Genomic DNA, 25847 nt, shown 5'->3' on the forward strand with positions numbered 1-25847 from the left:
GACTAAATGGTGAGACTCACACCTGGCACGGCCAGGATCGCCCGCACCGATCACCGTCAGCGATATCCTCAGAAGGACGCCATCGAGAGGTGAGTCCACGGTTGTATCCGCGCTGGTCGTGCCGTCGGGGCCAGTGCGCGGAACCACGAGCCGACGGAGTGAGTAGACCGTCCGATGGGTGAAGGTGATCCGCTCGACACTCAGCGGTACCCGCCGTCACTGGCGGCGGAGCTGGCAGGCACCGGCTTCGACGAGGTCCAGGAGATCGGCCGCGGCGGTTTCGGTGTGGTCTACCGCTGCACCCAGAACGACCTGGACCGCACGGTGGCGGTGAAGGTGCTCACCGTGGAACTCGACGACGAGAACCGGGCCCGATTCTTCAGGGAGCAGCGGGCGATGGGGCGGCTGACCGGGCACCCGAACATCGTCAACATTCTGCAGGTCGGTGCCACCGACAGCGGCCGTCCGTACATCGTGATGCCCTTTCACCCGCAGGATTCGCTGGAGGCCCGGGTCCGGAAGGACGGTCCGCTGCCACTCGATCAGGTTCTGCGGTTGGGGGTGAAGATGGCCGGTGCGGTGGAGTCGGCGCACCGGCTCGGCATCCTCCATCGCGACATCAAACCCGCGAACATTCTGCTCACTGATTACGGCGAGCCGGAGTTGGCCGACTTCGGCATCGCGCACATCAGCGGCGGCTTCGAGACCGCCACCGGTGCCGTCACCGGGTCGCCGGCCTACACCGCGCCGGAGGTGCTCGCGGGTAACCCCCCGAGCCCGGCCGCCGACGTCTACGGTCTCGGTGCCACCCTGTTCAGCGCCCTCACCGGCCGTGCCGCGTTCGAACGTCGCAGCGGTGAGCAGGTGGTCGCGCAGTTCTTGCGGATCACCACGCAGGAGGTGCCGGATCTGCGCGAGCACGGAATACCGGACGATGTGTCCGCGGTGATCGCCCGGGCGATGTCTCGCGAGCCCGGTGCGCGCCCGGCCACCGCCGCCGACTTCGGGGAGGAACTGCGAGGTCTGCAGCGCGGTCATGGCTTTCCTGTCGACGAGATGGCGCTGCGCGTGGAACCCGATGCGCGGGGGAACGGGGAGCAACCGACCTCGCGCGGCGGACGATTGTCGCAGCCTCCCTCCACGCTGGGCGCGACGGGAAGTCTCCCCCTGGAACTGACGAGTTTCGTTGGCCGCCGACACGAGCTCACCGAGGCGAAGAACCTGCTGACCGGGTCGCGGCTGGTGACGTTGACCGGGATCGGCGGTGTCGGCAAGACCCGGCTGGCGATGCGGATCGCGTCCGCTGCGCGGCGCGAGTACGACGACGGTGTGCGCCTGGTCGAGTTGGGTGAACTGCGCGACGGGTCGTCGCTGGTCGATGCGGTGGCCGCCGCCGTGGGGGTACGGGACCACTCGGCTCGGCCGTTGCGCGAGGTCCTCCTGGCGCACCTGGCGGTACAGGAACTGCTGTTGGTTCTCGACAATTGCGAGCAGGTGGTGGATGCGGTCGCCGAACTCGCCGGCCCCCTGCTGCGGGTGTGTCCGCGGTTGCGGATTCTGGCTACCAGCCGCGAACCGCTCGGTATCGGTGGGGAGGCGGTGCTGCGGGTCCCCCCGCTGGCTGTCCCGGATCCCGAGCGGAAACCCTCGCTGCGGGGTTTGCCCAAATACGATGCGGTGTCGTTGTTCGTCGAACGCGCCGCTGCCGCGGTTCCGGGGTTCGCGCTCACCGAGGACAACTTGGCGGCGGTGGCGGGGATCTGTCACCGGCTCGACGGGTTGCCGCTGCCGATCGAATTGGCGGCGGCGCGCTTGCGGGCGATGTCGCCCGAGCAGATCCTGGGCCGGCTGACCGACCGCTACGCCCTGCTGACCCGTGGCAGCCGGGGTGCGCCGACGCGGCAGCAGACGCTGCGGTTGTGTATCGATTGGAGTTTCGAGTTGTGCACCGCCGGTGAGCAACTGGTGTGGGGTCGGGTGGCGGTCTTCGCGGGAAGCTTCGAACTCGATGCCGCGGAGCAGGTGTGTGGCGGGGGTCTGGCACCGGACGAGTTGCTGGATACGCTGACGTCTTTGGTGGAGAAATCGATCCTGATCCGGGAGGAATCCGGTGCGGTGGTGCGCTTCCGGATGCTCGAGACTCTCCGCGAGTACGGTTACGAGAAACTCGAACAGACCGGTGAGGCTGTGGCGTTGCGTCGCCGGCACCGGGACTGGTACGAGGCGTTGACGCTGGATGCGGAGTCCGAGTGGATCAGCGCACGCCAACTCGACTGGATCGCCCGGCTGAAGCGGGAACACGCGAATCTGCGGGAGGCCCTCGAATTCAGCATCGACGACGACCCCGCCGCCGGCCTGCGCATCGCCGTGGCGCTATTCCTGTTCTGGAGCTCCCAGGGCCTCTACAACGAAGGGCGACGGTGGTACGACCAGCTGCTCGCCCGCCAGAGCGGCCCCCCCACCTTGGATTCGATCAAGGGGCTCTACAGCCACAGCGTAATGGCTTTCGCTCAAGGCGACCTCCAGGCCGCGACAGCGCTCGTCGAGGAGGCGCGGACTCTCACCGCCGACACGAGTGACCCCCTACTGCGCGCCTACGTCGACTGCGCCGACGGCATGCTGGCCCTCTACAGCGGTGATCTCGTGCGAGCGTGCTCGCAACTGGACATCGCGCTCGCCGAGTTCACCGAACGCGGAGATCGAATGCTCCAAGTAGCCATCCTGTACCCGTTAGGTCTGGCCCATGGACTGTCTGGCCGGACGGACCAGGCGATCGAATGCCACGAACGTGCGCTCGCGATCACGGAAACGCACGGCGAGACGATGTATCGATCGCATTCGCTGTGGGCCTTGGGAATTGCCGTGTGGCAGCAGGGTGATGCACATCGTTCGGTGCAACTTATCGAACAATCACTGGAGCTGACCAAGAAGGTGCGTAGCCCCCGCGTCGCTGCAGCCTGCCTCGAGGCGCTGGCGTGGATCAGCTTCGAGCAACACGACGCGCTCCGGGCCGCAATGCTGATGGGAGCTGCGGACGGGATGGCGCGGTCGATCGGCAGTACTGCGGTCATCCATTCCAATCTGATTCGCTACCAACAGGAATATGCAGAGAAGGCCCGGCAGGAACTCGGGGACACACCATTCGGAGCGGCCCACCGCAAGGGTGAACAGCTCGGCTTCGACGCGGCGATCGCCTACGCCCTCCACGAGCAACAGGCCGGTACGCACAGGCCCCACGCCGACGCGTCGACGCGACTGACCAAGCGGGAACGCCAAGTCGCCGCCCTGATCGCCGAAGGCCTGACCAATCAGGCCATCGCCGACCGCCTGGTGATCTCACCTCGCACCGCACAAGGTCATGTGGAGCACATCCTGGCCAAACTGGGCTTCACTTCCCGAACACAGGTCGCGGCCTGGGTCGTGGAGCGGGCGCACGATTAGGTCATCAGTTCTCGCGGTGAGTCACCGAGGAAGCCATTTCCACGGCTTGTCCCAGTGCCCGGGTGGCGGCACGAACGGAAGCTGTCCCAACTGGCCCGGCGGTGGGATGAACGGCAGCTGCCCCAGCTGTCCGGGCGGTGGAACCAAGTCGGGGACCGAGATAGCGGGAATCGACGGTGGCCATGGATCAGCATTCGCCGTGCCGGTGCCGAGCCCCAGTGCGCCGAAGCCCAGCGCACCGGCGATCACGGCTCCCGCCACGGTCTTCTTCGAACTCATCGTGAACTCCTTCTGCGGCTGCTCCACCTCGTTCCGTGGGGCGAGCGGCGTGCCGGTTGCAACCTTCTATTGTCCGCACTTCTGAGGGCGCTGTCGCTTGCCCGGGGCGGAAGTTCCGGTGCACTCACGCTCAGCGCGCACCAGATCCACCTGTCCGAACCCGCTCGGTGGACGGACGGCGCGGCTTACGATTGAGACTCAAGCCCTGCGGCTCATTCCCTCTGGTCGCGCGCCCAGCCGAGTACATCCCACGGAATCCGACAGCCGGTCTCGCCAAGAGAGCGTGCAGCCGGTGCGTCGAGTATCGGAGGGATGCAATGAGTGCAACACCCACTTTGAAGAAGGCGCTGAGCCAGCGGCAGCTGACGATGATTGCGATCGGCGGGGTGATCGGCGCAGGCCTGTTTGTCGGCTCGGGCGTCGTCATCGGTGACACCGGGCCGGGGGCCTTCATTACCTACGCGCTTGCCGGGGTCCTGATCATCATGGTCATGCGGATGCTGGCCGAGATGGCGGTCGCCAATCCGTCGACCGGGTCGTTCGCCGATTATGCCCGCGCCGCGTTGGGCAACTGGGCCGGCTTCTCCGTCGGCTGGTTGTACTGGTACTTCTGGGTGATCGTCGTCGGTTTCGAGGCGATCGCCGGCGCGACGATCATCCAGTACTGGATCGACATCCCGCTGTGGTTGTCGGCGTTGATTCTGATGATCCTGATGACCGCGACGAATCTGTTCTCCGTGTCGTCGTTCGGCGAGTTCGAATTCTGGTTCGCCGGCATCAAGGTGGCCGCGATCGTGGTGTTCATCGGGCTGGGCACTCTGTTCGTTCTCGGGGTGTGGCCGAACAAGTCGCTCGACTTCTCGAACCTGTGGAGCCATGACGGGTTCCTGCCGTTCGGCGCCATGGCCATCACCGTCGGTGTGGTCACGGTGATCTTCTCCATGGTCGGGGCCGAAATCGCGACGATCGCCGCCGCGGAATCGGCGGACCCGGAGCGTGCGGTGACCAAGGCCGCGAACTCGGTGATCGTGCGGATCGCAGTGTTCTTCGTCGGCTCGACGTTCCTACTGGCGACGATCCTGCCGTGGAACGACGAGGCGGCAGCGGCGTCCCCCTTCGTCGCCGCGTTCACCGAAATGGGGATCCCGTACGCCGACCACATCATGAACGCCGTGGTGTTGACGGCCGTGTTGAGCTGTCTCAACTCGGGCATGTATACCGCGTCCCGCATGTTGTTCGTCCTCGCTGCGCGTCGGGAAGCACCCGCGCAGCTGGTCAGGGTGACCCGTCGAGGGGTGCCGGCTACCGCGATCCTCGCCTCCTCGGTCGTCGGTTTTCTGTGTGTCATCGCCGCGGCAATCTCACCGGACACCGTCTTCGCGTTCCTGCTGAACTCCAGCGGTGCGGTCATCCTGTTCGTGTACCTGCTCATCGCCGTATCCCAGATCGTGCTGCGGTACCGCACGCCGGACTCGGAGCTACGGGTCAAGATGTGGTTGTTCCCGGTGTTGTCGATCATCACCGCGGCCGCGATCGTGGCGATCCTGGTGCAGATGTATCTGCAGGACGATGTGCGGTCGCAACTGGTGCTGAGCCTGCTGTCGTGGGCAGTCGTCATCGTGCTGTTCCTCGCGAACAAGTGGTTCGTGGGCCGGCGGCCCGTCGTCGAAGGGGTCGCGGCGACGACACGACCGCACCGCGTGCTGGTGCTGGCGAACCAGACCGTCCAGTCCAAGGAAATGCTCGACGAGCTTCGTCGCATCGACGCGGATCGGGATGCCACCTACTTCGTGGTCGTGCCGGCCAGCCCGATCGAGACCGGAACTGCCGCCACCCACGGTCCGCTCGACGTCGCGGAAGCGACCCGAGAGGTCGCACAACGGCGGTTGGACGACACGCTGGCGACACTCCGCGCGGAGAACCTCGTCGCCGACGGCGAGTTGGGCGACTACCGGCCGCTGCGGGCCCTGGCCGCGGCCGTCGACTCGTTCCGTCCGGATCAGATCGTCATCTCGACGCTGCCACCCGAAGAGTCGGTGTGGCACCGCTTCGACGTCGTGGACCGCGCACGCGCCGAGCACAGTGTGCCGGTGACGCACGTCGTCGTCACCCCGGTCGCCGCAGAGGGATCCCCCCGATGACGATCATCGCCGGCTTCAGCTCGAGCCGTCAGGGGACCGCGCCCCTCAACCTGGCGGTGCAGATATCACGCTGGACCGGTGACAAGGTTGTGGCCGCGGCGATCGTGGAACGGCCGTGGCCTGCGAAAGACGACCCCATCGAACGCGAATACCTGGGCTACGTCACCGAGCAGGCTTCGCACGCCCTGGACAGGGTGGTCGGCCAGCTGCCCGGGGGCCTGGAGATTCCCCGCCTCGTCTACCAATCCAATTCCATTCCAACAGGTTTGATCGAACTGGTGGCCGACCACGACGCGCGTCTCGTCGTTGTCGGGTCGTCGTCGTCCGGGTTGCTGGGCAGGGTGACGCTGGGCAGCGTCACCGAACGGCTGGTCCATACCGCGGCGGTGCCCGTCGCGATCGCTCCGCGCGGCTACCCGCCGGTGCCGGAGTCGATCCGCCGGATCACCGTCGCGTACGGAGGCGAGGCCGATGTCAACGGCCTCGTAGCTGCCACCGCCGAACTGGCCAGGCAGTGGCCGGTGCAGTTGCGGATCGTGTCGTTCACGGTGCGGCCGATGACGATGTTCGGCGGCGCGATCGAGCGTTCGACGGAGGACCTCGTCGTCCAACAGTGGGCACGCCGGACGCGCGACGATATCATCAAGCAGCTCAACGTAGTTCGTGCCCGAATCCCCGTTCCCGACGTCGACGTCGTGGTCGGCAGCGGCCACGACTGGCGTGAAGCGGTGGAGGCCGTCTCCTGGGAAGCCGGCGACATGCTGGCGCTGGGTTCGGGCGCAGCCGGGCCTGCGGCCCACGTGTTCCTCGGCTCGGCCGCCTCGAAGATACTGCGTCACGCCCCGGTGCCCGTGCTGATCGTTCCCAGAAACAAGTCGGCGGCCTAGGCGTCGGAGAAAACATGCCGTGACACGACTAGCACGCTCGTTCACGGGTACTACTTCCGTACCGATCCGTGTAGCAGGGGAGGGACGATGACAGCCGAGAACCAGGGCGACCGCACCGACGTCGACAAGGCGTTGCTCGGGCATGCCACCTATCGCAGCCTCGGTGAACAGCAGCTCTCACCGGCCGAGGAGCGGTTCGAGAAGGGGCGCCGCACGATCGGGCTGTTTCTGGCGCCGCTGGTCACGATCGTCTTCCTCGCCCTGCCGATCGACATACCGCCGCAGCAGCAGACGTTGGCCGGCGTGCTGCTCGGCGTCATCGTGTTGTGGGTGACCGAGGCGGTACCAATCCCGATCGCCGGGCTGCTCGGGGTGGCGGTGGTGGTGTTTCTGGGGGTGGCGCCGGCCGACGAAGTCCTCGCCGCGTTCGGGTCGTCGACGACGTTCACGTTCATCGGGGCGTTCATCCTCGCTCAGGCGATGCTCAAACACGGCGTGGCGCGACGCTTCGCGTTTCGGATCCTGACCCTGCCGCGCGTCGGCCAGTCCACCACCGGCGTGATCGTCGCGTTCGGCGCGATCACGTGCGGGCTCTCGGCGTTCGTATCCAACACCGCGACCGTGGCCATGCTGCTGCCCACTGCGCTGGGAATCCTCGGCGTCATCGCGAAGCTCATGCAGCGCCGCGGCGTCGTCGCAGCGGACTTCGACCCGTTGCGCGTCAGGGTGGGTGCCGCGATCATGCTGATGCTCGCGTACAGCGCAAGCGTGGGCGGCCTCCTGACTCCGGTCGGGAGCCCGCCCAACCTCATCGGACGCGGTCTCATCGAAGAGGCCACCGGGGAACGGATCAGCTTCGGGCAGTGGATGGCGATGGCAATTCCGATCTGCCTGCTGATGTTCATCGCGCTCGCCTTCATCCTGCTGCGCCTCAACAAGCCGGAGATCCGGCGCATCGAAGGCGTCGCCGACTACCTGGCGGAGCAGCGCGCAGAAATGGGCCCGCTGTCTCGTGCCCAGAAGAACACGCTCATCGCGTTCGGAGTCACGGTGACGCTGTGGATCCTGCCCGGTGTCGTCGCGGTGATCGCCGGCAACGACTCGGATCTCTACAGCACGATCAGCGACCGACTCGACGAGGGAATGGTCGCGGTCTTCGGGGCATCGTTGCTCTACCTCCTGCCGACCGATTGGAAGGATCGCGAGTTCACGCTGACCTGGCGGGACGCAGCGCAGATCGACTGGGGCACGATCGTGCTGTTCGGCAGCGGCATCATGTTCGGCTCACTGCTCGCAGACACCGGCCTCGCCGAGACGATCGGCACATCCGTCGCGGACTCGCTGGGCCTGACGAGCGTTGTCGCCATCACCGTCTTCGCCGTGCTGCTCGCCATCGCGGTATCGGAGACGACGAGCAACACCGCGTCTGCGGCGGTCGTGGTGCCGATCGTGATCCCCGTGGCGCTGGCGGCCGGTGTCAACCCCTTCGTGCCTGCGCTCGCGGCAACGTTCGCCGCATCGTTCGGCTTCATGCTGCCGGTCTCGACGCCGCAGAACGCCGTGGTCTACGGCTCCGGCGCCGTTCCGATCACCACGATGATCCGAAGCGGCATCGCCTTCGACATCGTCGGCGCGATTCTGATCATCGTCTTCCTGCCCTTGATGATCGGCCTGGTCGGTCTCGGCGGTGGATGATCAACGGTGCGGCCACCTGAAGATGTCGTTACAGCCCCGGCAGTTCTGTCCGGGTGACTTTTTGGCTCCCCTAGGGTGCCTGGTGTGCGTGGCGGCACGACCACATTCTTGAAACCGATCACGACGATCCCGGTCTCGAAGGCCGGCGTCACGGGGTATGCATCCCAGTCGGGTTTTCGGAATGGAGGAATAGATGTCGCCGAATTGTCATGTCGTTTCTGCGCCTGCAGGTGGGAAAACGGTGGAAGGCCGTGTCGACCGGTCCCGGCTGGCGGCGGACGGGTACGTCGTCGTCCACGACGTGCCCGACCGTACCGCCGCAGCGGAAGTGGTTGGCTCCCTGGGTGATCTGGTCCCGCAATACAACGGGCACCTCACGCACGAGGTGACCTACCGTCCCGGCAACGATCATCGGGCGTACTCGCAGAGCGCGAACACGATTCTGGCGCACACCGAGGCGCCGGGCTGGGATCCCAGCCCGGCGTACCTGGCGCTGTTCTGCCACCGGCAGGCGCGCTGCGGCGGCGGCCACACCGATCTGCTCGACATCCGGCGGCTCGTCGACGCCCTGGATCCGGCTGAGGTCACCCTGATGACGGATGCCGAACTGACCTTCCCGGGCCCGGACGGGGGCGTGCGCACCCCGATGCTGGGTGCGGACGACACCGGCCGCACCGCCCTGCGGTTCAGCTACAACCTGCTCACCGCGGCCGACTACGACCCGCACCACGACTCCGACGTCGACGACTCACGGCTGCCGCTTGGCCGGGCGGGTCGCAGGTTGGCGCATCGCGTCAGCGACCTGTTCCACGAGCTGCGCACCCGCGTGCTGATTCCCGAGAATGCACTGCTCATCTGGGACAACCAGCGCATGCTGCACGCGCGCTCGGAGTACGCCGACCGCGCCCGTCGCCTCACTCGTTTCTGGGCCGGCGACCGGACTCGCGCATGATCATCGACGACCTGCAGTGCTCGGATGCCGACGGGTTGGTGCACCTTCCCGGACTGCCGTCGTTCGACCCCGCCGACGAAGCCGAGAACGCCGTCATCAGCCGCCTCGCGGGCAACTGGCACCGACGGTCGACGGTGAAACGCGACGAGCCCGACCTCGACGAGTTGTTCGACGCCGGCCGGGCCGACTACCCCGAGAAAATCGTGCCGTTCCGCGACCATCCGACGTGGCAGGCGATGCCCGACGCGCTGCGGTCGCGGATGCTGAGCTGGGCCTGGATCGCGTACAACCGGCACACGGTGCTCGCCGAGCAACACGTCGCCAACCCGGCGTTCGCGCTCGTCATGGACGGGGAGTTCCCGGGTCTCGGCGGCCAGGACATGGATATCGCCCTCGCCCAGGCAATGGTCGACGAGCAGTACCACACCCTCATGCACATCAACGCGAGCGCGCTGACCAGACGTAAACGGGGGAACATGTTCCCCGACAGCGCCTTACCCGAATCGCACACGTCGCGGACACACCGCCGGCTGCGCGCCCATGCCGCCGAACGCTGGCAGCGCAGCCTGACCACGCTGGCCTTCGCCACGGTGTCCGAGATCTCGATCAACGCCTATCTCGATCTGCTCGCCGACGATCACGACATCCAGGTGGTCAACTCCACCACCGCAAAGCTGCACAACCGGGACGAGTACTGCCACGCATCCATTTCCGACGAGATGGCGAAGCTGGTGTACGACGTGCTGGACCCCGTCAAGCGCCGCTTCTTCCTGGACATGCTCGTCGCCGGACTGGACGCGTTCGTCGCCACGGACTACTCGACATGGGAAGCGATCTTCCGGATCGAGAGGGTCACCGGCTGGGAGAAGATGCTCGCCGACGTGCGGGCCGAGAAATCCGGTTCGCGGCTCGTGCGCGACTACAGCGGTCTGTATTCGCTGATGTCGGACATGGATGTTCTGGGCGATGTCGACTTCGATTGGGGCCTGGCGGTGACGGACAAATGACACTGCTCGATCTCGACACCCGCACGGCCCTCGCTCCGCGATCGATCAGCGGCGCCCGGCTCCACAAGCTCGTCGCTGAGCGAACCGGCGACCCGATCCTGGGGCACGAGGCCCACGTGGTGTCCCAGGTGCTGCCGTTCAAGGTCAGCAGCTACGTCGTCGACGAACTGATCGACTGGGGCCGTGCGCCGGACGACCCGATCTACCGGCTGACCTTCCCACACCGCGACATGCTCGAGACCGAGCACTTCGCCCTGATCGAGCAGGCCGTGGCGCAGGGAGATCGGGGCACCGTCCGGCATGCGGTCGACACGGTCCGGGCCGCACTGAATCCGCACCCCGGCGACCAGCTGAGCATGAACGTTCCCCAGCACGACGACATCGACGGCTCGGGCATGCAGCACAAGTACGCCGAGACACTGCTGGTGTTCCCCCGCCAGGGACAGACCTGCCACAGCTATTGCGGCTACTGCTTCCGCTGGGCCCAGTTCGTGGACACCCCGGACCTGAAGATGGCCATGTCCGGGCCGGAGGCGATGACCCGGTACCTCGACCTGCACCCCGGCATCACCGACGTGCTGCTGACCGGCGGCGACCCGCTGGTCATGCGGACCGAGTTGCTGGCCTCGTATCTGGAGCCGCTGCTCGAACCGGGGCGGGAACATGTCGAAACGATCCGGATCGGCACGAAGGCCGTCTCGTTCTGGCCGTACCGGCTGCTGGCCGGACCGGAAGCCGACGACCTGCTGCGGTTGCTCGAGCGGCTGACCGCCGCCGGCAAGCACGTCGCGATGATGCTGCACCTGTCGCACGTCGCGGAACTGCAGACCGATGCCGCCCGGACGGCGCTGGCCCGGCTGGCGTCGACCGGCGCGGTGCTCCGCGCTCAGGCTCCGGTGGTACGTCACGTCAACGACGACCCGCGCACGTGGGCGGACCTCTGGCAGGCGCAGGTCCGCAACCGCGTGGTGCCGTACTACATGTTCGTCGAGCGGGACACCGGTGCGCGCCCGTATTTCGGTCTGCCACTGGCGCGAGCGGTCGACATCTACCGCGAAGCGCTGCAACGGGTTTCCGGACTCGGACGGACCGCGCGGGGTCCGGTGATGTCGGCGTCGCCGGGGAAGGTCGTGGTCGACGGCGTCGTCGACCTCGACGGCGGACGCGCGTTCGCGTTGCGGTTCCTGCAGGCACGCCGGCCGGACCTGGTCGGCACCCCGTTCTTCGCGAAATACGACGAGCATGCGCAGTGGTGGGACGACCTCCGTCCGCACGGCCCGCGAGACCGCGAGTTCTTCGGCGTCGGAGGCAACGCGTGAAGGTCACCGCGCACGAGATCAGCTTGACGCAACGGCATCTGTGGCGCTCTGCCAGAGAGGCGATTCCGGTGCAGCGGGGACTGGTGGTCGAGGTGGAGCAGGACGGACTCGCCGGGTTCGGCGAGGCATCCGCGTTCATGACCGACCACTACAACTCGGACCTGGACCGGATGCACGCGGATCTGCGGCGGATCGCGCCGTTGCTGATCGACCTGGGTCCCGGCGACCCGTTCGCCGTGTGGCGAGCGCTGTCCGCCGCGCTGCCCGGGTCGCCGTTCGTCCTGGCCGCCCTCGACACCGCGGTGCACGATCTGCGGGCACGACTACTCGGTGTGCCGCTGTGGCAGGCTCTGGGTCTGGAACGTCCGCGGGAGTTGTGCTCCAGCTTCAGCATCGGGCTCGACGAGACCGAGATGATGGTCCGCAAACTCCGCGAGCGGCCCGGGTGGTCGGCGTACAAGATCAAGCTCGCCGATCCGGGCGATCTCACCGTCGTCAAGGAACTTCGCTGCCATACGAACGCACCGTTCTACGTGGACGGCAATTGCGGCTGGGAGCTGTCCCGACTGCTGCCCGTTCTGCCCGGCCTGCAGGAACTCGGCGTGCAGCTGATCGAGCAGCCGTTTCCCCGCTCGGCGTGGCGGGACGCGCGGATTCTGAAGGAGCGCAGCCCGATCCCAGTGATCGCGGACGAGAGCATCGCGTCGCCGCAGGACCTGGACGCCTGCACCGACGCGTTCGACGGCATCAATGTCAAGCCGATGAAGGCCGGGGGCATCACCCCGTCTCTCGCGTTACTGCGCCGGGCCCGTGAACGCGGCTTGATCACCATGCTCGGCTGTATGCCCGAGTCGGCGGCCGGGGTGTCGGCCACGGCCCACCTCGGGGGACTGGCGGATCACTTGGATGTCGACGCAGTCGATCTTCTCGCGGTGAACACGGGCCGCGGACTGGTACTCGACGGCGCCGGCCGCGTCACCCTGCCGGATCGTCCCGGTTCCGGCTACCTCCCCGATCCGGGCGCCCACGGTTGGCGGGTTCGGCCGGTGTCCGCCGCCGACGTGCGTCCGATCCGCCACGCGGTGCTCCGACCCGGTCAAGCGGTCGAGGCCTGCGCCTACCCCGAGGACGCGCAAGTCGGCACCCGGCACTTCGCCACGCTCGTCGCGGGACGGCCGGTCGGCGTGGCGTCGCTATATCACGAGGATCCACCCGAAAGGCACGCCGTTCCAGGTCTTCTCCCAGGCAGGGGCTGGCGCGTCCGCGGTATGGCCACCCTCGAGGAGGTCCGCGGCACCGGTGCGGGGACAACACTCCTGCGCACCGTCCTCACGAACGCCGTGCTGGCCGGCGCCGGCGCGGTCTGGTGCAACGCCCGCACGACCGCCGCCGGCTTCTACGTCAAGCAGGGCTTCCGGATTCTGGGCCCGGAGTTCGACATCCCGGGCATCGGCCCACACGTCTTCATGCATTGGAGTGCTTCATGATTCACCAGACCCAACCGAACAGTAGTTCGCTGCTCGACGAGCAGGAGGCCCGCTGGCTCGCCTCGATCGCACTCGTCGAGGCGGGAGTGCCGGAGGACGACGCCGATCTGGTGGCCGACGCGCTCGTCGACACCTCCTTGCGTGGCATCGACACCCACGGTCTGCGGTTGCTGCCGCAATACCTGGACGAACTCGCGACCGGCGTCGCGAATGCAGCGGCGTGCCCGGCTGTGGTCCGGGACCGTGGGGCCGGACTGTTGCTGGATGCGGACGGCGCACTCGGCGTGCTCGCCGGACTCGCCGCCGCCCGCCTGGCAGCCGACCGGGCCAAGGCTTTCGGCGTCGCGGCGGTGGGCGTGCGCAATTCCAACCACTTCGGCGCGGCGTCGGTGTACACCCGGCACCTGGCCGGGCAGGGGATGATCGGTATCGCAGTCACGTCCGCCGCCTCCCGGGTCGCTCCGTACGGCGGGGTCGAGCCGCTGTTCGGCACCAACCCGATCAGCGTGGCCGCGGGTACGGGGGACGACGGGCTCGCCCTCGACATGGCCACCAGCCAGGTGTGTTTCGGCGAGGTGAAGCACCGCCGGGCCGAGGGGCGACCACTGAACAGCGGCTGGGCCACCGATCGCGCCGGGCGGCCCACCGCGGAACCCGACGAGGCGTACGCACTGTCGCCACTCGGCGGATACAAGGGACAGGGCCTGGCAATGGCGGTCACTCTGCTGGGGGCCGTGTTGACCGGATCGCCGCCCGACTGGCAGCTCGAGCAAGTCGGTGAGGGAACCCCCGGTCGAAGCCGCGGGGTCGGCCACTTCATCCTCGCGCTGGACCCCGGAGCATTCAGCGGGCATGCGCAATTCGCGGCCGGGCTGACAGACCTCCTGGGCACCGTCCGCGGGGCAACGCCCGCCACGGGGTCGCCGGTAGTGGCACCGGGCGATCCGCAACGCGCCCACGAGCGCGAACGGCGGGCGCGGGGGATACCGCTGGACGCCCGGACCGCGGAGTTCTTCGCAACGCTGGAAACAACTTTCGATGGCATTGCTGTGACGAGAAAGGAAGCTTCTCGATGATTCTCGTACTGATCAGCCCGCGCGCCGCCGGGCTGCCCTTCGCCCAGTGGCTGCCGGAGAAGCGCGGACGGCTGGTGGCGGTCTGCGCCGCGGGAACGGATCCAGGTGAGGGATTCGCCGAGATCGCCACGGTCACCGACTACTCCGACGACGACGCGGTGCTGGGCACCGCTCGCGAACTCGCCGGACGGCACCGGCCGACAGCTGTCTTCGCCCTGGCCGAGGTCGACGTCGAGCGGGCCGCCAGACTGCGCGGCGAACTCGGCCTGCCCGGCATGGATACCGCCACGGCAGGCGCCTACCGTGACAAGATCCTGATGAAGGAATTAGCCCAGTCCGCAGGGATTCTCGTCCCGGCCTTCGCGCCGGTGCGCCACCCGGCGGACATCGTCGACTTCATGGCACACAACCCGGGCCGCGTCGTCGTCAAACCGCGCAGTGGTTCCGGATCCACCGGCGTGTACGTGCTCGATTCGCCGGCACAGGCGACGGGCCTCGCCGACATCGTCACGGCCACACCGTACGAGGTCGAGGAATTCGTCGACGGCGTGGTGCACCACGTCGACGCGTTCCGTGTGGCCGGAGCCCCCGTGGCCGCCATCGCATCCCGCTACACCGGCCAGGGGTGCCTCGAGCACTGGACCGACGCCCCGTTCGGCTCCCGGTCGGTCGACACCACCGACCCGGTCTGCGCGCGCCTGGTGGACGAGACCTGGCGGCTCGTCGATGCGCTCGTCTCGCCGCCCACCGTCTGCGTGCACGCCGAGTTCTTCGTCACCTCGGGCGGCGAGATCGTGCTCTGTGAAGTGGCCGCACGGATCGGCGGCGGGCCGATACCGACGATGCTCCGCCATGTCCTGGGCATCGATCCGAGACATCTCTGGGCGCGGGTGGAATGCGGGCTGCCGACCGACCTGGGCGCTGTCCGGGACCGGGTGGCGACCGCCCCGCACGCAGCGTTCTACGGCGTGCCGCCGCGCCAGGGACGAGTGCTGCGACTGCCGGACGCACCGCCGGGCGTGCACGACTTCACGCTGAACACCCACATCGGGGACGAGTGGACCCCGGCCCGGTACCACGAGCGCAAGTCGGCGGACTTCCTGGCCTACTGGGTGGTGACCGACCCCGATTTCACGGCACTGGGAAACCGGCTGATCGCCACCGCGGAACAGGTGAGCGCCGGATTCGATTGGGACCGTGCCGAAAGCGAGGACGCAGCATGACCGCCACCCATGTCGACGGATTCACCGGCCACGTCCTGCCCCGCGGCGCCCGCCCGACCGCCGCCGACTTCGCGGGCATCGCCGACCCGGACATCATCTGGGAGGACGCGCGGTGGTGGCGGTTCACCGAACGCACCGACCTGCACGAGGTGCGTTACCTCGAGGTGCGGGCGGACGGCCGGACCGTCGCGGTCGCGCCGCTGCTGTTCACGGCGCGGCCCGGGGGCCTGCTCTTCTACGACCCGCCCCGGCTGGCGGGAACCGCAGGGCCGATGGCCGAACCGGAGTTGCTCGATCACCCCGATCGGCTGCGCTGGGCCGAGCTGACCGAAGCGTTGCCGGGTGCCCGCGAGGATCAATACCCGTCGGTGGCGCTCGCGACGTTCGGAAACCATCACGGTGTGGCGCACGCCCCCGGCCGTTCTCACGATCAGCGCCGCGCGGTCATGGCGGCCCTGCCCGACCTGCTCCATCGGGCCGGTGACGAACTCGGCTGCCGCAGTGTGGCATTGCTGTACGTCGGAGGAGCGGAGGCCGAGGACGTGGACGGTTCCGCCTCCCGCGCCGGGTACACGGCGGCCCTGCTGGGCGCCGAGGGTGTGCAGGACCTGAGCGGCCACAGCTGGGCGGAGTACGTCGCGAGCCTGAGCAAGCGGCGTCGCGGCCGGCTCCGCAAGGAGGTCGCGGACTACAGCGAGGCCGGCCTGCGGACAGTGGTTCGCTGCGGTCCCGCGGCGATCGACGACGAGGTCGTCGCCCTCCAAGTCGCGCACCGGGCCAAGTACGGACTGCCCGGCGGTGAGGACCGGGTCCGACGCGATTTCGTTTCCATCCGTGAGGAATTGGGCGACTCCTGTGTGGTGCTCGGTGCCGAACTCGACGGTCGGCTCGTGGGTTTCGTGCTCTACCTCCGCGCCCGCGACACGCTGTTCGCCAGGACCGCGGGATTCGCCCCGGGTGTTCGTGGCTGCTACCTGACGCTGACCTACCACGAGACCGCGCGGTGGGCGGTCGAGCACGGAATCCATCGCGTCCACTACGGCCTCGCCGCCTACGAGGCCAAGATCGCCCGCGGCTGCAGCCTGCGGCCCCGCTGGGGCTGGTTCGCCTTCCGCGGTGAAGGCGCCGACAAGTATCGAGAGGCTCTGACGCTGCAGTCGCGCAGCATCGAGCGGCGGCTGGAGCTGGTCGGCGCACCGGCAGTCCCCGTCCCGTCCCGGCGGCCCGCCGCCACCGAACCGAAAGCAGAACAATGGAACTGATCCCGACCAGCACCGTCTGGATGGATGGTGAATTCGTTGCCTGGGACCAGGCGCAGGTCCATGTGCTGACACCGAGTCTGCACTACGGATGGGGTGTCTACGAGGGCATCCGGGCGTACGCGACCGACCGCGGTCCGGCCGTGTTCCGGCTGCGCGACCACCTGCGACGGCTGCACGACTCGTCGCGGGTGTACCTGCTGGACCCCGGGTGGTCGGTGGACGAGCTCACCGAGATCTCGCTCGAGTTGCTGCGCCGCACCGGCCTGGACTCCGGCTACCTGCGGCCGATCGTCTATCTCGGCTACGGCTCGATGGGTGTCGCGCCTGCGCTGGACACTGCTCGGGTGGCCATCGCTGCGTGGCCGTGGGGTTCGTACCTCGGCGAAACCGCGGACCAGGAGGGCTGCCGCCTCGTCGTCAGCAGCTGGCAACGCAACGGTGTCCACTCGGTCCCGCCGCTCGCCAAAGCGACAGGAGCCTATGTCAATTCGGCCCTGGCAAAGGTCGGCGCGCTGCGCGCCGGCTACGACGACGCGCTGATGCTCACCTCCACCGGGCATGTGGCCGAAGCCTCCGCCGCGAACATCTTCGCCGTCCGCGACGGTGAGCTGGTCACCCCGCCGGTCGGCGACAACATCCTGCCCGGTCTCACCCGCGACACCGTGATCACGCTCGCCCGCGACCTGGGGATCACGGTGCGGGAGCAGAGCCTGACCCGCAGCGAGCTCTACGTCGCCGACGAGGCGTTCCTCACCGGCACGGCCGCCGAGGTGGTCCCGGTGGCGTCGGTCGACGACCGTCCGGTGGCGGCAGGCGGGTGCGGCCCGATCACCAAGCAACTGCGCGACGTCTTCCACGACGTGGTCCGCGGGCGCGAGCCCACCTACCGTCACTGGCTGGAGTACGCATGAGCACGCGATCACTGCCCTCGGCCGCACCCGATCAGGTCGCGGCGGTCTGGGATGCCGAGGGACTCGGCATCCTGGCGGGTGCCGTCACCGGATTCGCGAGCGCGGCGCACCCGCTCGACGGCAGCGCGTGGGCGAATGCTCGTCGCGAGGAGATTGCAGACCGGGTGGTCGACGTGATGGCCGTCCGGGCCTGGCACGCCCTTCCGGAGCTGTCGCACGGCCGCGCCCGGAGAGTGGCCCGGCGCTGCATCGCCTACTCGCTTGCCGCGGACACCGCCCGCGCCGACGGGAGCGGCACCGCCCGGGCCGACTGCTGGGCCCTGACCACCCATGCGTTGGAACTGCTGACGATTCGCGAACACTTCGACGCGGCGGCCCACCGGTCCAGAGAGCTTCTCGGAGTGGCTCCCCAGGGAAGGTTGCTCGCGGCCTGGCAGATGGTGGACGACGCGCTCGGAGCCCTGGACACCACCCGCCACGAATGGGTGGGTGCAGACCCCGCGACCGTCGCCGCCGCCGGGTGGGTGCTGGTCGACCGGATGAGCCGACTCCTGATCGCGGCAGCGCTGGTCGCGCAGTCCGAGGCAGCCTCGGCTGAGGATGCGGAACGTTTCGTCAACGCGGCCCGCCGGTACGCCTGGAACCACCTGCGGCGTCCGGCGCCCGAGGCGGCGACACCCACCCACGTGCAGCGGTCGGCCGATCTCGTGCACGCCTTCCTGACGCCGGGGAGCATCCCGTGAACGCCCGCCTGCGACTGCTGGGTGATGCGCTGCTTCCCGACAGCCCGGCCGGTCGCACGCTCGCCGTCGGCGCCGGCATCGACTCGCTGGGCACCGGGATGTTCTTCGCGTCCTTCGCCCTGTACTTCATCGGCGTGGTCGGCCTCAGCGCGAACCAGATCGCCCTGGCCACCACGACAGCGGGTGCGCTCGCGCTCCTCGCCCCGGTGCCCCTGGGCAGGCTGGCCGACCGGGTGGGGCCGGGCAGGTTCTACGTGGCCCTCCTGCTGCTGCGCGGCATCGGTTACGGATGCTTCGCGCTCGCATCCGACTTCACCGGCTACCTCGTGCTCACCGTGCTGCTCACCGCGGCCGACCGGGCGAGCAGCCCGATCCAGCAGGCCGTCGTGACGGCCGTGATCGGCGGCCGCGACCGCACCCGGACGATGGCCACCATCCGCGCCATCCGGAACGTGGGTCTCACCGCGGGGTTCCTGCTGGCGGGCGTCGTCTTCGTCACCGGCACGTCCGCCGCGTTCACGGCGCTGTTCCTGGGCAACGGAATCTCTTTCGTGGTCATCGCGCTCGCCGTCCGGCTCGTACTCCGGAGGACGGGAACGGTCGTGCAACGCACGCCTCTCCCGGCTGATCCCGGGCCTGCCGGAACCGCGGTGCGCTCGCCGTTCCGCGACTGGTGGTTCATGGTCTTCACGGTCGGCAACGGTGTCCTGTCGTTGTACGACACCGTGCTGATCGTTCTGCTCCCGATCTGGGTCATCGAGTACACGTCGGTGCCGCTCGCGTGGGTGCCGGTGCTCATGGCGGTGAACACCGTGCTGACGGTGGTCCTGCAGGTCTACGTCGCCCGGTTCGCCGAGGGCACGTCCGCGGCGGCGCGACTCCTGACGTGGACCGGGGCACTGATGGCCTTCTGCTGCGGTGCACTCGCCGTCGGCCAGATGGCCGCGACCCTTCCGGCGATCCTCGCCGTTGTCGTTGCGGTGGTGGCACTGTCGATCGCCGAGAACATCCACTCCGTGGCCGCCTGGGAACTGTCCGCCGAACTGTCCCCGCCGCCCGCCGTCGCTCGCTATCTCGGCGCATTCAGCCTCGGCATGACGGGCCAGAAGGTCCTCGGCCCCACCATTCTCGTCGTCGTCCTGTTGCCCGCCGGGCTCCTGGCCTGGCCCGTCCTGGCCGGGACGTTCGGGGCCGCGGCGTTGGTTTCCCGGACGGCGGCGCATCGCAGTCTCGCGGAACGCGCACGGGCGAAGGAACTCCCGGCCGCCGACCTTCCTGCACTGTCTCCCTTCTCGACACTCGAGGTGTAGAAATGACCGAACACGTCCTCGTCGTCGGCAGCGGCCGCGACCTCCCGGGCCGGGTCCGTGACGCCCTCCCCGGCACACAGACCTCGGTGATCTGCCGACTGGAATTCGTCGCCAAGCTCCGCCGTCTGACCGAGCACACGCGGGTCATCGCCGTGCGGCACGATGCGCCGGACGAGGAGTGGATCGCTCTGGCCACGGCCGCGCATGCGCAGCATCCGTTCACCCGGATCGCCACGTTCGGCGAACGCGACCAGGACCGCTGCGCCGCGATCGGGGAGGCCCTCGGCGTTTCCACGCACTCGCGCCGCACCGTGACGTCGGTCCACGACAAGAACGCCATGCGGGCCGCGCTTCGCGAGTCCGGCGTCGACGCCACCGCCTCCGCCGTCGTCGCCGACGTGGATGCGTTGCGCGCGTTCGCGTTCGACCACGGATTTCCGTGCGTCGTCAAACCGGTGTGTGGCGCGGGCAGTGCCGGGGTGGCCGTGGTTCGGGAGGAGGGCGCACTGGATGCGGCGTTCGCGCGCGCCGGGGGCGATTTCGACGGCCTGACCACCAGCGGGGTGCTAGTGGAGCGGTTCCACGAGGGCCCGCAATTCAGTGTGGAGGCCTTCTCGGAATGCGGCGAACACCAGATCGTCGCCGTCACCCGCAAGTTCTCCGACCCGGCGAACTTCGTCGAACTCGGGCACGTGGCACCGGCAGCCCTCTCCGCGGCGCAGTCGGAACGGATCCATACGTATGTGACGAGTGTGCTCGACGCCGTCGGCGTGGAGTTCGGTGCAACCCACACCGAGATCGTGCTCACCCCAACCGGTCCCCGGGTGATCGAGACCCATGTGCGGATGGGCGGCGACGAGATTCCGTCCCTGGCCCTCGATGCCACCGGCGTGGACCTCGCCGAATGCGTCGTGCGGCAGACCGTCGGGGAGAAGGTCCTTCCCAGGATCCGGGCCGTCCTCGCCGCGGAACGGCCGGCCCACTGTTCCGCGATCTGGTTCGCCGCCGCGCCGGTCGCGGGTGTTCTCACCGACGTCAGCGGCATCGACGACGCCCGGAAGGTCGACGGCGTGACCGACGTACAACTCCTGGTCCGCCCAGGCGCCGCGGTCACCGTCCTGGAGTCGTCCGATTCTCGTGTCGCATACGCACGCGCGGTCGGGGAGACCGCCGAGCAGGCACTCGACGCCGCCCGGGAGGCCATGGCATGCCTCGAATTTCAGGTGCGCGTGGCCGCCGCGAACACGGTGACGGTGTGATCCCGGAGATGTTCCGCCGAGGTCACAGTCCGACAGCGGTCTCCAGGAGATCGAGTTCGGCGTCGAGCTGGTCGAGCATGGGGTGCAGGTCCGGGACGGTGCGGCGGCAGCCGGTGAGGCCGAAGACGATCTGGTCGTCGCTGCTGGTGCAGGTGATGTTGAGTGCCTGCCCGGTGGTGGGGGTGGAGAGCGGGTAGAGGGTGTCGAGTCGGGCCCCGTTCCAGTACAACGGGGTTCGGGGGCCGGCGACGTTGGAGATGACGACGTTGAACGGTGGCCGCAGCGGACCCCGGCGGCCGAGGAACATCTCGACTCCGAGCGGGGCGGCGCCGAGGGCGCTCATCGCGAGCACCTGGGCGGGACTCATCGACTGGAGGGCCGCCTTGCCCTCGTTCATGCAGTTGCGGACGGTCTCGAGGCGGTGCGCGGGGTCGGGGAGGTGGGTGGCCAGGTTGCACATGAGAACGCCCACCCGATTGCCTCCGGCCCCGGTAGTGGGCGCGCGGAGGGAGACGGGGACCATCGCGATCAGGGGATTGTCCGGCAACGCGTCGCGGGTGTGCAGGTAGGCCCGGAGGGTGCCCGCGCACATCGTCAGCACGATGTCGTTGATGGTGGCGTCGGCGTGCTTGGCCAGCAGGCGGATCCGTTCGAGAGGGAAGGACCGGGCGGCGACGTGCCGGGCTCCGCTGATCGGCACGTTGAACAGGGTGTGCGGTGCGGTCAGCGACACCGCGCCACCCCTGCCGTGCAGGGCACGATCCACGGTGCCGACCGCCGCGGGCAGGAGTCCTGCGACCTCGCCGACCGCGGCGCGGGCGGCGTCCCACGCCATCCCGGGCAGTGCGGAGCCGAGCCCTCCCGAAACCGCGACGCCCGCGTCCGGCACGGCCGCGAGCGTGTTGCGGGGTTGCCAGGGCGTGGGCATGTTCCGACGGTGGGGATCCTCGCTCATGCTGTCGCGGAGCAGCCTCATCGCGGACGCGCCGTCGGCGAGGGCGTGGTGGATCTTGGTGTAGATCGCGTAGCGGCCGTCGGTGAGTCCCTCGATCAGGTGCATCTCCCACAGGGGGCGGCTGCGGTCGAGCAGGGTGCCGTGCAGCCGCGAGACCAGGGTCATCAGTTCGGCCATTCCGCCCGGCTGGGGCAGGGCGTCGCGGCGCACGTGGTGTTCCAGATCGACCTCGTGGTGCGGGAGGGTGTCCCAGCCCCACTGACCGAGTGACGTCACCGAACGGCGGGCCCGCTTGCGGAAGGGCGCCGCCACCTGGTCACCGATCAGCGCGGCATCGAACATCGCGCGCACATCGGCCGCGGATGCCCCCTCGGGTGGCGTGAACACTGCCAGGCCGCCGACGTGCATCGGATGCTCGCGGGATTCGCCGAGCAGAAACAGTGAATCGGTCGGTGCCATCGGCAACAGCATGCGGTGTCCTTACCGTTCCCGAAACCGGATCCACCTGCGCGGATCCGTTCCCCCCGGAACTGTTGTTCATCTCTGTGTAGTCGTATATCAACGTAACGGTTAGATGTGGTTCATGTCACAAACTGGTCTCGCTGTTTATGTTGTACAGCACAACCACGCTTTCCGCCACATGCACGAACGTCCAACAGGTCGATCGCCGGCAGCCCTCCCGCAATGCTCACGAATGCTCTCGGATCAGACGCCCGTGTACACGGTCTTCCCCCAGGTGTAGAAGTCCACCGCGCTGCGGCCTTGCTCCCGGAACGTGTTCGTGGACGAGTCCTTCACTCCGCCGAACGGCACATTCAGGTCGAGCCCGGCGGTCGGGCGGTTGATCTTGACGACGCCGGCCTGTGCCCGGGCCGCGAAGTCCGTCGAGCGGGCAAGGCTGTCGGTACAGATACCCGCGGTGAGTCCGTAGCGGGAGTCGTTGATGGCGGCGAGCCCGGCCTCGTAGTCGGCGACCTCCAGGACGGCGACGACCGGGCCGAAGATCTCGTCCGTGACCGCCGGATCGTCGAGCGGCAGATCGGTGAGCACGGTGGCCGGGAAGAAGAACCCGGCGGACGGGTCGCCGGCGTAGTCTCCGTGCCGCACTGTTGCGCCGCGCTCGACTGCGGAGCGCACCGCGGCCTGGTCCTGCTCGAACTGCGCGCTGCTCACCACCGCGCCCATGCGGGTCATGTCCGCCGAACCGTCACCCGGAACGTAGCGCGCGGCTTCCTCGACCAGCGCGTCGAGGAACGCGTCGCGGATGCCGGGTGTGACGTACACGCGGGACGTCGCCGTGCAGGCCTGCCCGGTCAGACCGAACGCCCCGGCCGCCACGACCTGCGCGGCATTCCGGGCGTCGTCGAGCACCAGCACACCGTTCTTTCCGCCCATCTCCAGCTGTACCCGGGCTCGGCGGGCGTTCAGGATGTCCTGCAGTCCCAGCCCGACGGTGGTCGAGCCGGTGAAGGACAGCCCCGCGACGCGGGGATCGCGGGCCAGGGCATCACCCACCACCCGACCTTTGCCGTGGACCACGTTGAAGACGCCGGCGGGGAGACCGGCGTCGTGGAGGGCGCGGGCGAGGTGGGTGGCGGACAGGGGTGTGAGTTCGGCCGGCTTGAGCACCACCGTGTTGCCCGAGACGAGTGCGGGGGCGGTCTTCCACGCGGGGATGGCGATGGGAAAGTTCCACGGCGTGATGAGGGCGAAGACGCCGAGGGGTTCGCGGCGGGTGGTGATGCTGGTTCCGGGCAGCCCGCTGGGGAGCACCTCGCCGGTGGCCGCCCAGCCGAGGGAACCGAAGAACCGCAGCACGTCCACGGCGCGCGTGACTTCGCCGCGGGCCTCGGCGAGGGTTTTGCCTTCTTCCCGGACGAGGTCCGCGGCCACCGCGGAACCATGTTCCTGCAGCAGGTTTGCCGCCGTCATGAGGATGGCGCCCCGGGCCGGCGCGGGGAGCGCGGCCCAGGCCGGCTGGGCTGCGGCGGCGGCCGTGACGGCGGCGTCCACCTCGGCGGCGCCGCCGCTCGGTGAGTAGGCGGCGAGTTCGTGCGGGCGGGCCGGGTTCCAGCGCGGGGTGTCCGCGCCGCCCAGCCATTCGCCGTTGACGAGGTGCTGCGCGGTCGGGACGTCGTTCCGGAAGTGTGAGCCGGCGGGCTCGGTGACGGTCGTGGTCATCGTGTCTCCTCGAGATGTGGAGGGCGGGGGTCTAGAGGCTGCGGATCAGGCCGCCGTCGCAGCGGAGTGCGACGCCGGTGATGTACGACGCCGGGGCGCTGCACAGGAACGCGGCGGCGGCGCCGAATTCGTCGGGGTCGCCGTAGCGACGGGCCGGGATCGTCTTGCGGGATTCGAGTTCGATGTCGGTGACGGTGACACCGCGGCGCTTCGCGGCGGCCGCGTCCAGTTCGGCTACCCGGTCGGTGGCGATCCGTCCCGGCAGCAGCAGGTTGACGGTGACGCAGTCGAGCGCGACCTCGGCGGCGAGGGTCTTGAGGTATCCCGCGAGGGCAGCGCGTCCCGTGTTGGACATCGCCAGATTGGGCAGGGGCGCAGCAACTCCGGACGAGCCGATGGCGAGAACCCGGCCCCAGCGGCGCTCGCGCATGCCGGGTAGCACCGTCGACACGAGCGCGTGGTGCGGGCGGAGCAGGATGTCGAACGCTGCTGCGAGATCATCGGCGCCCAGGGTCGCCGCCGCGCCGGGTCGGGGTCCGGGACCGTTGAGGACCACGATGTCGACCGGTCCCAGCTCCGCCTCGGTGCGCCCGACGGCAGTCGCGGTACCGTCCGGGGTGCTCAGGTCGGCCTCGACTGCGACGGCACCGTCGAGTGACGACGCGATCTCCTGGGCGCGCTCGCGCCGCCGTCCGGTAATCGCGACGCGTGCCCCTTCGGCCGCGAGGGCACGGGCGACCGCGAGGCCGAGACCACCCGTGGACGCGGCGACGAGAGCCGTCTTGCCTCGGATTCCGAGATCCATCAGATCCTCCCTGCGGTGAGCGTCTCGACGGCCCGCGAAGCCTCCGCCAGATGCGTTGTCAGACTGTCGCGGAGCACCTCCGGGAACTTGGCGGCCGGGGCCCGCACAGCCGAGTCGCGGATCAGTCCGCGCTGCAGCAACAGCTCCTTGCGAACGGCCAGAGCGATCCTCGCCTGCTGCTCGAAGTTGACGAGGGGCAGGAACGGCTGCAGGACCTCGCGGGCGGCCTCGTAACCACCCGTCTGCCAGGCCCGGACACAGGCCACCAGCGCTTCGGGACAGGAGAATCCGGTCATGGCACCGGCGGCGCCGGAGTTCAGTTCGTCCAGGAGGCCCTGGCCACCGAGCCCGCCGAAGACCGAAACATCGACGGCAGCAGTGAGTTCGGCGATGGCCACGGACGTCGGTGGTGCCTCGGCCTTGACGGCCACCACGAACTCGCAACGCCGCACGACGGCGGCCAACGAGGCAGTGCCGATGGCCACGCCGCTCGCCGCGGGATAGTCCTGCAGCACGACGTCGGCGCCGGTAACGCGGTGGACGGCCTGCAGGTGGTCGGTGACGACGTCGGGGTCGGCCGAGTTGGCCTGCACCATGAACGCTCGGATCCGGTCGCCGGCCACGGATCGGGCGGCACGGATCTCGTCGATGACCGGACGGGTGGTGAGCGCGGCGACGCCCACCACGAGCGGGAGATCGGAAGCCTCGGTGACGGTTTCGAGGACGAGGGCACGTTCGTCCGTCGACAGCGCCGCGGCTTCACCGAACACTCCGAGCACCGTCAACCCGACGGCGCCGACCCTCTCGTAGTGCTCCACCAGATTTGCGAGGCTGTCGGTGTCGACATCCTGGGTGCTGCCGATGAACGGTGTGGCGACGACGCCCCACACCCCGTGTTCCAGTGATTCGCGCAT

The 25847-nt window shown here is 68.7% G+C and carries 20 protein-coding genes; 15 read left to right on the plus strand and 5 right to left on the minus strand.

The genetic code is table 11. From position 1 onward, the window contains the following. The first annotated feature begins 174 nt into the window (after positions 1 to 174). A complete protein-coding gene (locus ACFWAY_RS06940; RefSeq protein ID WP_378510245.1) occupies positions 175 to 3441 on the plus strand; it encodes a protein kinase in 3267 nt (1088 codons plus the stop codon). A 21-nt stretch (positions 3442 to 3462) separates the two neighbouring features. Here ACFWAY_RS06940 and ACFWAY_RS06945 read toward each other — a convergent pair whose 3' ends face one another. Next, entirely contained in the window at positions 3463 to 3720 is a 258-nt protein-coding gene (locus tag ACFWAY_RS06945; RefSeq protein WP_378510246.1) for a hypothetical protein, read from the minus strand. A gap of 317 nt (positions 3721 to 4037) precedes the next feature. Here ACFWAY_RS06945 and ACFWAY_RS06950 point away from each other — a divergent pair, with 317 nt between their 5' ends. The 14 genes from ACFWAY_RS06950 to ACFWAY_RS07015 all read left to right on the plus strand — a co-directional run bounded on the left by ACFWAY_RS06950 (position 4038) and on the right by ACFWAY_RS07015 (position 20992). After that, entirely contained in the window at positions 4038 to 5861 is a 1824-nt protein-coding gene (locus ACFWAY_RS06950) for an amino acid permease (protein WP_378510247.1), read from the plus strand. After that, complete coding sequence (locus ACFWAY_RS06955; RefSeq protein WP_378450508.1) at positions 5858 to 6748, plus strand: universal stress protein; 891 nt, start codon at positions 5858 to 5860, stop codon at positions 6746 to 6748. The genes ACFWAY_RS06950 and ACFWAY_RS06955 overlap by 4 nt, the downstream gene beginning before the upstream one ends. A gap of 87 nt (positions 6749 to 6835) precedes the next feature. Further along, positions 6836 to 8443 carry an SLC13 family permease gene (locus ACFWAY_RS06960; RefSeq protein ID WP_378450509.1) on the plus strand — a complete coding sequence of 536 codons (1608 nt, stop codon included), beginning with the start codon at positions 6836 to 6838 and terminating at the stop codon, positions 8441 to 8443. A gap of 193 nt (positions 8444 to 8636) precedes the next feature. After that, on the plus strand, positions 8637 to 9395 hold the full coding sequence (locus tag ACFWAY_RS06965) for a TauD/TfdA family dioxygenase (RefSeq protein ID WP_378510248.1): 759 nt from the start codon (positions 8637 to 8639) through the stop codon (positions 9393 to 9395). After that, on the plus strand, positions 9392 to 10402 hold the full coding sequence (locus tag ACFWAY_RS06970; RefSeq protein WP_378510249.1) for a diiron oxygenase: 1011 nt from the start codon (positions 9392 to 9394) through the stop codon (positions 10400 to 10402). The genes ACFWAY_RS06965 and ACFWAY_RS06970 overlap by 4 nt, the downstream gene beginning before the upstream one ends. Further along, complete coding sequence (locus tag ACFWAY_RS06975; RefSeq protein WP_378450521.1) at positions 10399 to 11721, plus strand: KamA family radical SAM protein; 1323 nt, start codon at positions 10399 to 10401, stop codon at positions 11719 to 11721. The genes ACFWAY_RS06970 and ACFWAY_RS06975 overlap by 4 nt, the downstream gene beginning before the upstream one ends. Then, positions 11718 to 13208, plus strand: coding sequence for a GNAT family N-acetyltransferase (locus ACFWAY_RS06980; protein ID WP_378510250.1), 1491 nt, complete (start codon positions 11718 to 11720; stop codon positions 13206 to 13208). The genes ACFWAY_RS06975 and ACFWAY_RS06980 overlap by 4 nt, the downstream gene beginning before the upstream one ends. Then, the gene (locus ACFWAY_RS06985; RefSeq protein WP_378510251.1) at positions 13205 to 14284 is read left to right on the plus strand and encodes an Ldh family oxidoreductase; all 1080 of its coding nucleotides are present in this window, start codon (positions 13205 to 13207) and stop codon (positions 14282 to 14284) included. Before ACFWAY_RS06980 ends, ACFWAY_RS06985 begins: the two co-directional genes overlap by 4 nt. Then, positions 14281 to 15507, plus strand: a complete 1227-nt coding sequence (locus ACFWAY_RS06990; protein WP_378510252.1) for an acetyl-CoA carboxylase biotin carboxylase subunit family protein — start codon at positions 14281 to 14283, stop codon at positions 15505 to 15507. The genes ACFWAY_RS06985 and ACFWAY_RS06990 overlap by 4 nt, the downstream gene beginning before the upstream one ends. Then, on the plus strand, positions 15504 to 16769 hold the full coding sequence (locus ACFWAY_RS06995; RefSeq protein ID WP_378510253.1) for a GNAT family N-acetyltransferase: 1266 nt from the start codon (positions 15504 to 15506) through the stop codon (positions 16767 to 16769). Before ACFWAY_RS06990 ends, ACFWAY_RS06995 begins: the two co-directional genes overlap by 4 nt. Beyond that, positions 16760 to 17680, plus strand: a complete 921-nt coding sequence (locus ACFWAY_RS07000) for a branched-chain amino acid transaminase (protein WP_378510254.1) — start codon at positions 16760 to 16762, stop codon at positions 17678 to 17680. The genes ACFWAY_RS06995 and ACFWAY_RS07000 overlap by 10 nt, the downstream gene beginning before the upstream one ends. Further along, positions 17677 to 18423: a hypothetical protein gene (locus ACFWAY_RS07005; protein WP_378450527.1), complete on the plus strand. Its 747-nt coding sequence runs from the start codon at positions 17677 to 17679 to the stop codon at positions 18421 to 18423. Before ACFWAY_RS07000 ends, ACFWAY_RS07005 begins: the two co-directional genes overlap by 4 nt. After that, complete coding sequence (locus ACFWAY_RS07010; RefSeq protein ID WP_378510255.1) at positions 18420 to 19733, plus strand: MFS transporter; 1314 nt, start codon at positions 18420 to 18422, stop codon at positions 19731 to 19733. Before ACFWAY_RS07005 ends, ACFWAY_RS07010 begins: the two co-directional genes overlap by 4 nt. A 2-nt stretch (positions 19734 to 19735) precedes the next feature. Continuing rightward, on the plus strand, positions 19736 to 20992 hold the full coding sequence (locus ACFWAY_RS07015) for an ATP-grasp domain-containing protein (RefSeq protein WP_378510256.1): 1257 nt from the start codon (positions 19736 to 19738) through the stop codon (positions 20990 to 20992). Positions 20993 to 21014: 22 nt separating this feature from the next. Here the strand turns inward: ACFWAY_RS07015 and ACFWAY_RS07020 are convergent, their stop codons facing one another. The 4 genes from ACFWAY_RS07020 to ACFWAY_RS07035 all read right to left on the minus strand — a co-directional run bounded on the left by ACFWAY_RS07020 (position 21015) and on the right by ACFWAY_RS07035 (position 25847). Beyond that, positions 21015 to 22418: a wax ester/triacylglycerol synthase family O-acyltransferase gene (locus ACFWAY_RS07020; protein ID WP_378510257.1), complete on the minus strand. Its 1404-nt coding sequence runs from the start codon at positions 22416 to 22418 to the stop codon at positions 21015 to 21017. Between the two features lie 234 nt (positions 22419 to 22652). Further along, positions 22653 to 24128 carry an aldehyde dehydrogenase family protein gene (locus tag ACFWAY_RS07025; RefSeq protein ID WP_378510258.1) on the minus strand — a complete coding sequence of 492 codons (1476 nt, stop codon included), beginning with the start codon at positions 24126 to 24128 and terminating at the stop codon, positions 22653 to 22655. 31 nt (positions 24129 to 24159) lie between these two features. Further along, entirely contained in the window at positions 24160 to 24933 is a 774-nt protein-coding gene (locus tag ACFWAY_RS07030) for an SDR family oxidoreductase (protein WP_378450532.1), read from the minus strand. Then, on the minus strand, positions 24933 to 25847 hold the full coding sequence (locus ACFWAY_RS07035) for a dihydrodipicolinate synthase family protein (RefSeq protein WP_378510259.1): 915 nt from the start codon (positions 25845 to 25847) through the stop codon (positions 24933 to 24935). The genes ACFWAY_RS07030 and ACFWAY_RS07035 overlap by 1 nt, the downstream gene beginning before the upstream one ends.

The sequence above is a fragment of the Rhodococcus sp. NPDC059968 genome, from assembly GCF_042738615.1.
In the GTDB taxonomy this organism is placed as follows: domain Bacteria; phylum Actinomycetota; class Actinomycetes; order Mycobacteriales; family Mycobacteriaceae; genus Rhodococcus_F.

What these genes read in the sequence shown, in the direction of transcription:
- ACFWAY_RS06960 (WP_378450509.1), top strand. Translation starts at nt 6,836, where the DNA reads ATGACAGCCGAGAACCAGGGCGACCGCACCGACGTCGACAAGGCGTTG.
- ACFWAY_RS06950 (WP_378510247.1), top strand. Translation starts at nt 4,038, where the DNA reads ATGAGTGCAACACCCACTTTGAAGAAGGCGCTGAGCCAGCGGCAGCTG.
- ACFWAY_RS06970 (WP_378510249.1), top strand. Translation starts at nt 9,392, where the DNA reads ATGATCATCGACGACCTGCAGTGCTCGGATGCCGACGGGTTGGTGCAC.
- ACFWAY_RS06955 (WP_378450508.1), top strand. Translation starts at nt 5,858, where the DNA reads ATGACGATCATCGCCGGCTTCAGCTCGAGCCGTCAGGGGACCGCGCCC.
- ACFWAY_RS06945 (WP_378510246.1), bottom strand. Translation starts at nt 3,720, where the DNA reads ATGAGTTCGAAGAAGACCGTGGCGGGAGCCGTGATCGCCGGTGCGCTG.
- ACFWAY_RS06985 (WP_378510251.1), top strand. Translation starts at nt 13,205, where the DNA reads ATGATTCACCAGACCCAACCGAACAGTAGTTCGCTGCTCGACGAGCAG.
- ACFWAY_RS07000 (WP_378510254.1), top strand. Translation starts at nt 16,760, where the DNA reads ATGGAACTGATCCCGACCAGCACCGTCTGGATGGATGGTGAATTCGTT.
- ACFWAY_RS07035 (WP_378510259.1), bottom strand. Translation starts at nt 25,847, where the DNA reads ATGCGCGAATCACTGGAACACGGGGTGTGGGGCGTCGTCGCCACACCG.
- ACFWAY_RS07005 (WP_378450527.1), top strand. Translation starts at nt 17,677, where the DNA reads ATGAGCACGCGATCACTGCCCTCGGCCGCACCCGATCAGGTCGCGGCG.
- ACFWAY_RS07020 (WP_378510257.1), bottom strand. Translation starts at nt 22,418, where the DNA reads ATGCTGTTGCCGATGGCACCGACCGATTCACTGTTTCTGCTCGGCGAA.
- ACFWAY_RS06995 (WP_378510253.1), top strand. Translation starts at nt 15,504, where the DNA reads ATGACCGCCACCCATGTCGACGGATTCACCGGCCACGTCCTGCCCCGC.
- ACFWAY_RS06965 (WP_378510248.1), top strand. Translation starts at nt 8,637, where the DNA reads ATGTCGCCGAATTGTCATGTCGTTTCTGCGCCTGCAGGTGGGAAAACG.
- ACFWAY_RS06940 (WP_378510245.1), top strand. Translation starts at nt 175, where the DNA reads ATGGGTGAAGGTGATCCGCTCGACACTCAGCGGTACCCGCCGTCACTG.
- ACFWAY_RS07025 (WP_378510258.1), bottom strand. Translation starts at nt 24,128, where the DNA reads ATGACCACGACCGTCACCGAGCCCGCCGGCTCACACTTCCGGAACGAC.
- ACFWAY_RS07015 (WP_378510256.1), top strand. Translation starts at nt 19,736, where the DNA reads ATGACCGAACACGTCCTCGTCGTCGGCAGCGGCCGCGACCTCCCGGGC.
- ACFWAY_RS07030 (WP_378450532.1), bottom strand. Translation starts at nt 24,933, where the DNA reads ATGGATCTCGGAATCCGAGGCAAGACGGCTCTCGTCGCCGCGTCCACG.
- ACFWAY_RS06975 (WP_378450521.1), top strand. Translation starts at nt 10,399, where the DNA reads ATGACACTGCTCGATCTCGACACCCGCACGGCCCTCGCTCCGCGATCG.
- ACFWAY_RS06990 (WP_378510252.1), top strand. Translation starts at nt 14,281, where the DNA reads ATGATTCTCGTACTGATCAGCCCGCGCGCCGCCGGGCTGCCCTTCGCC.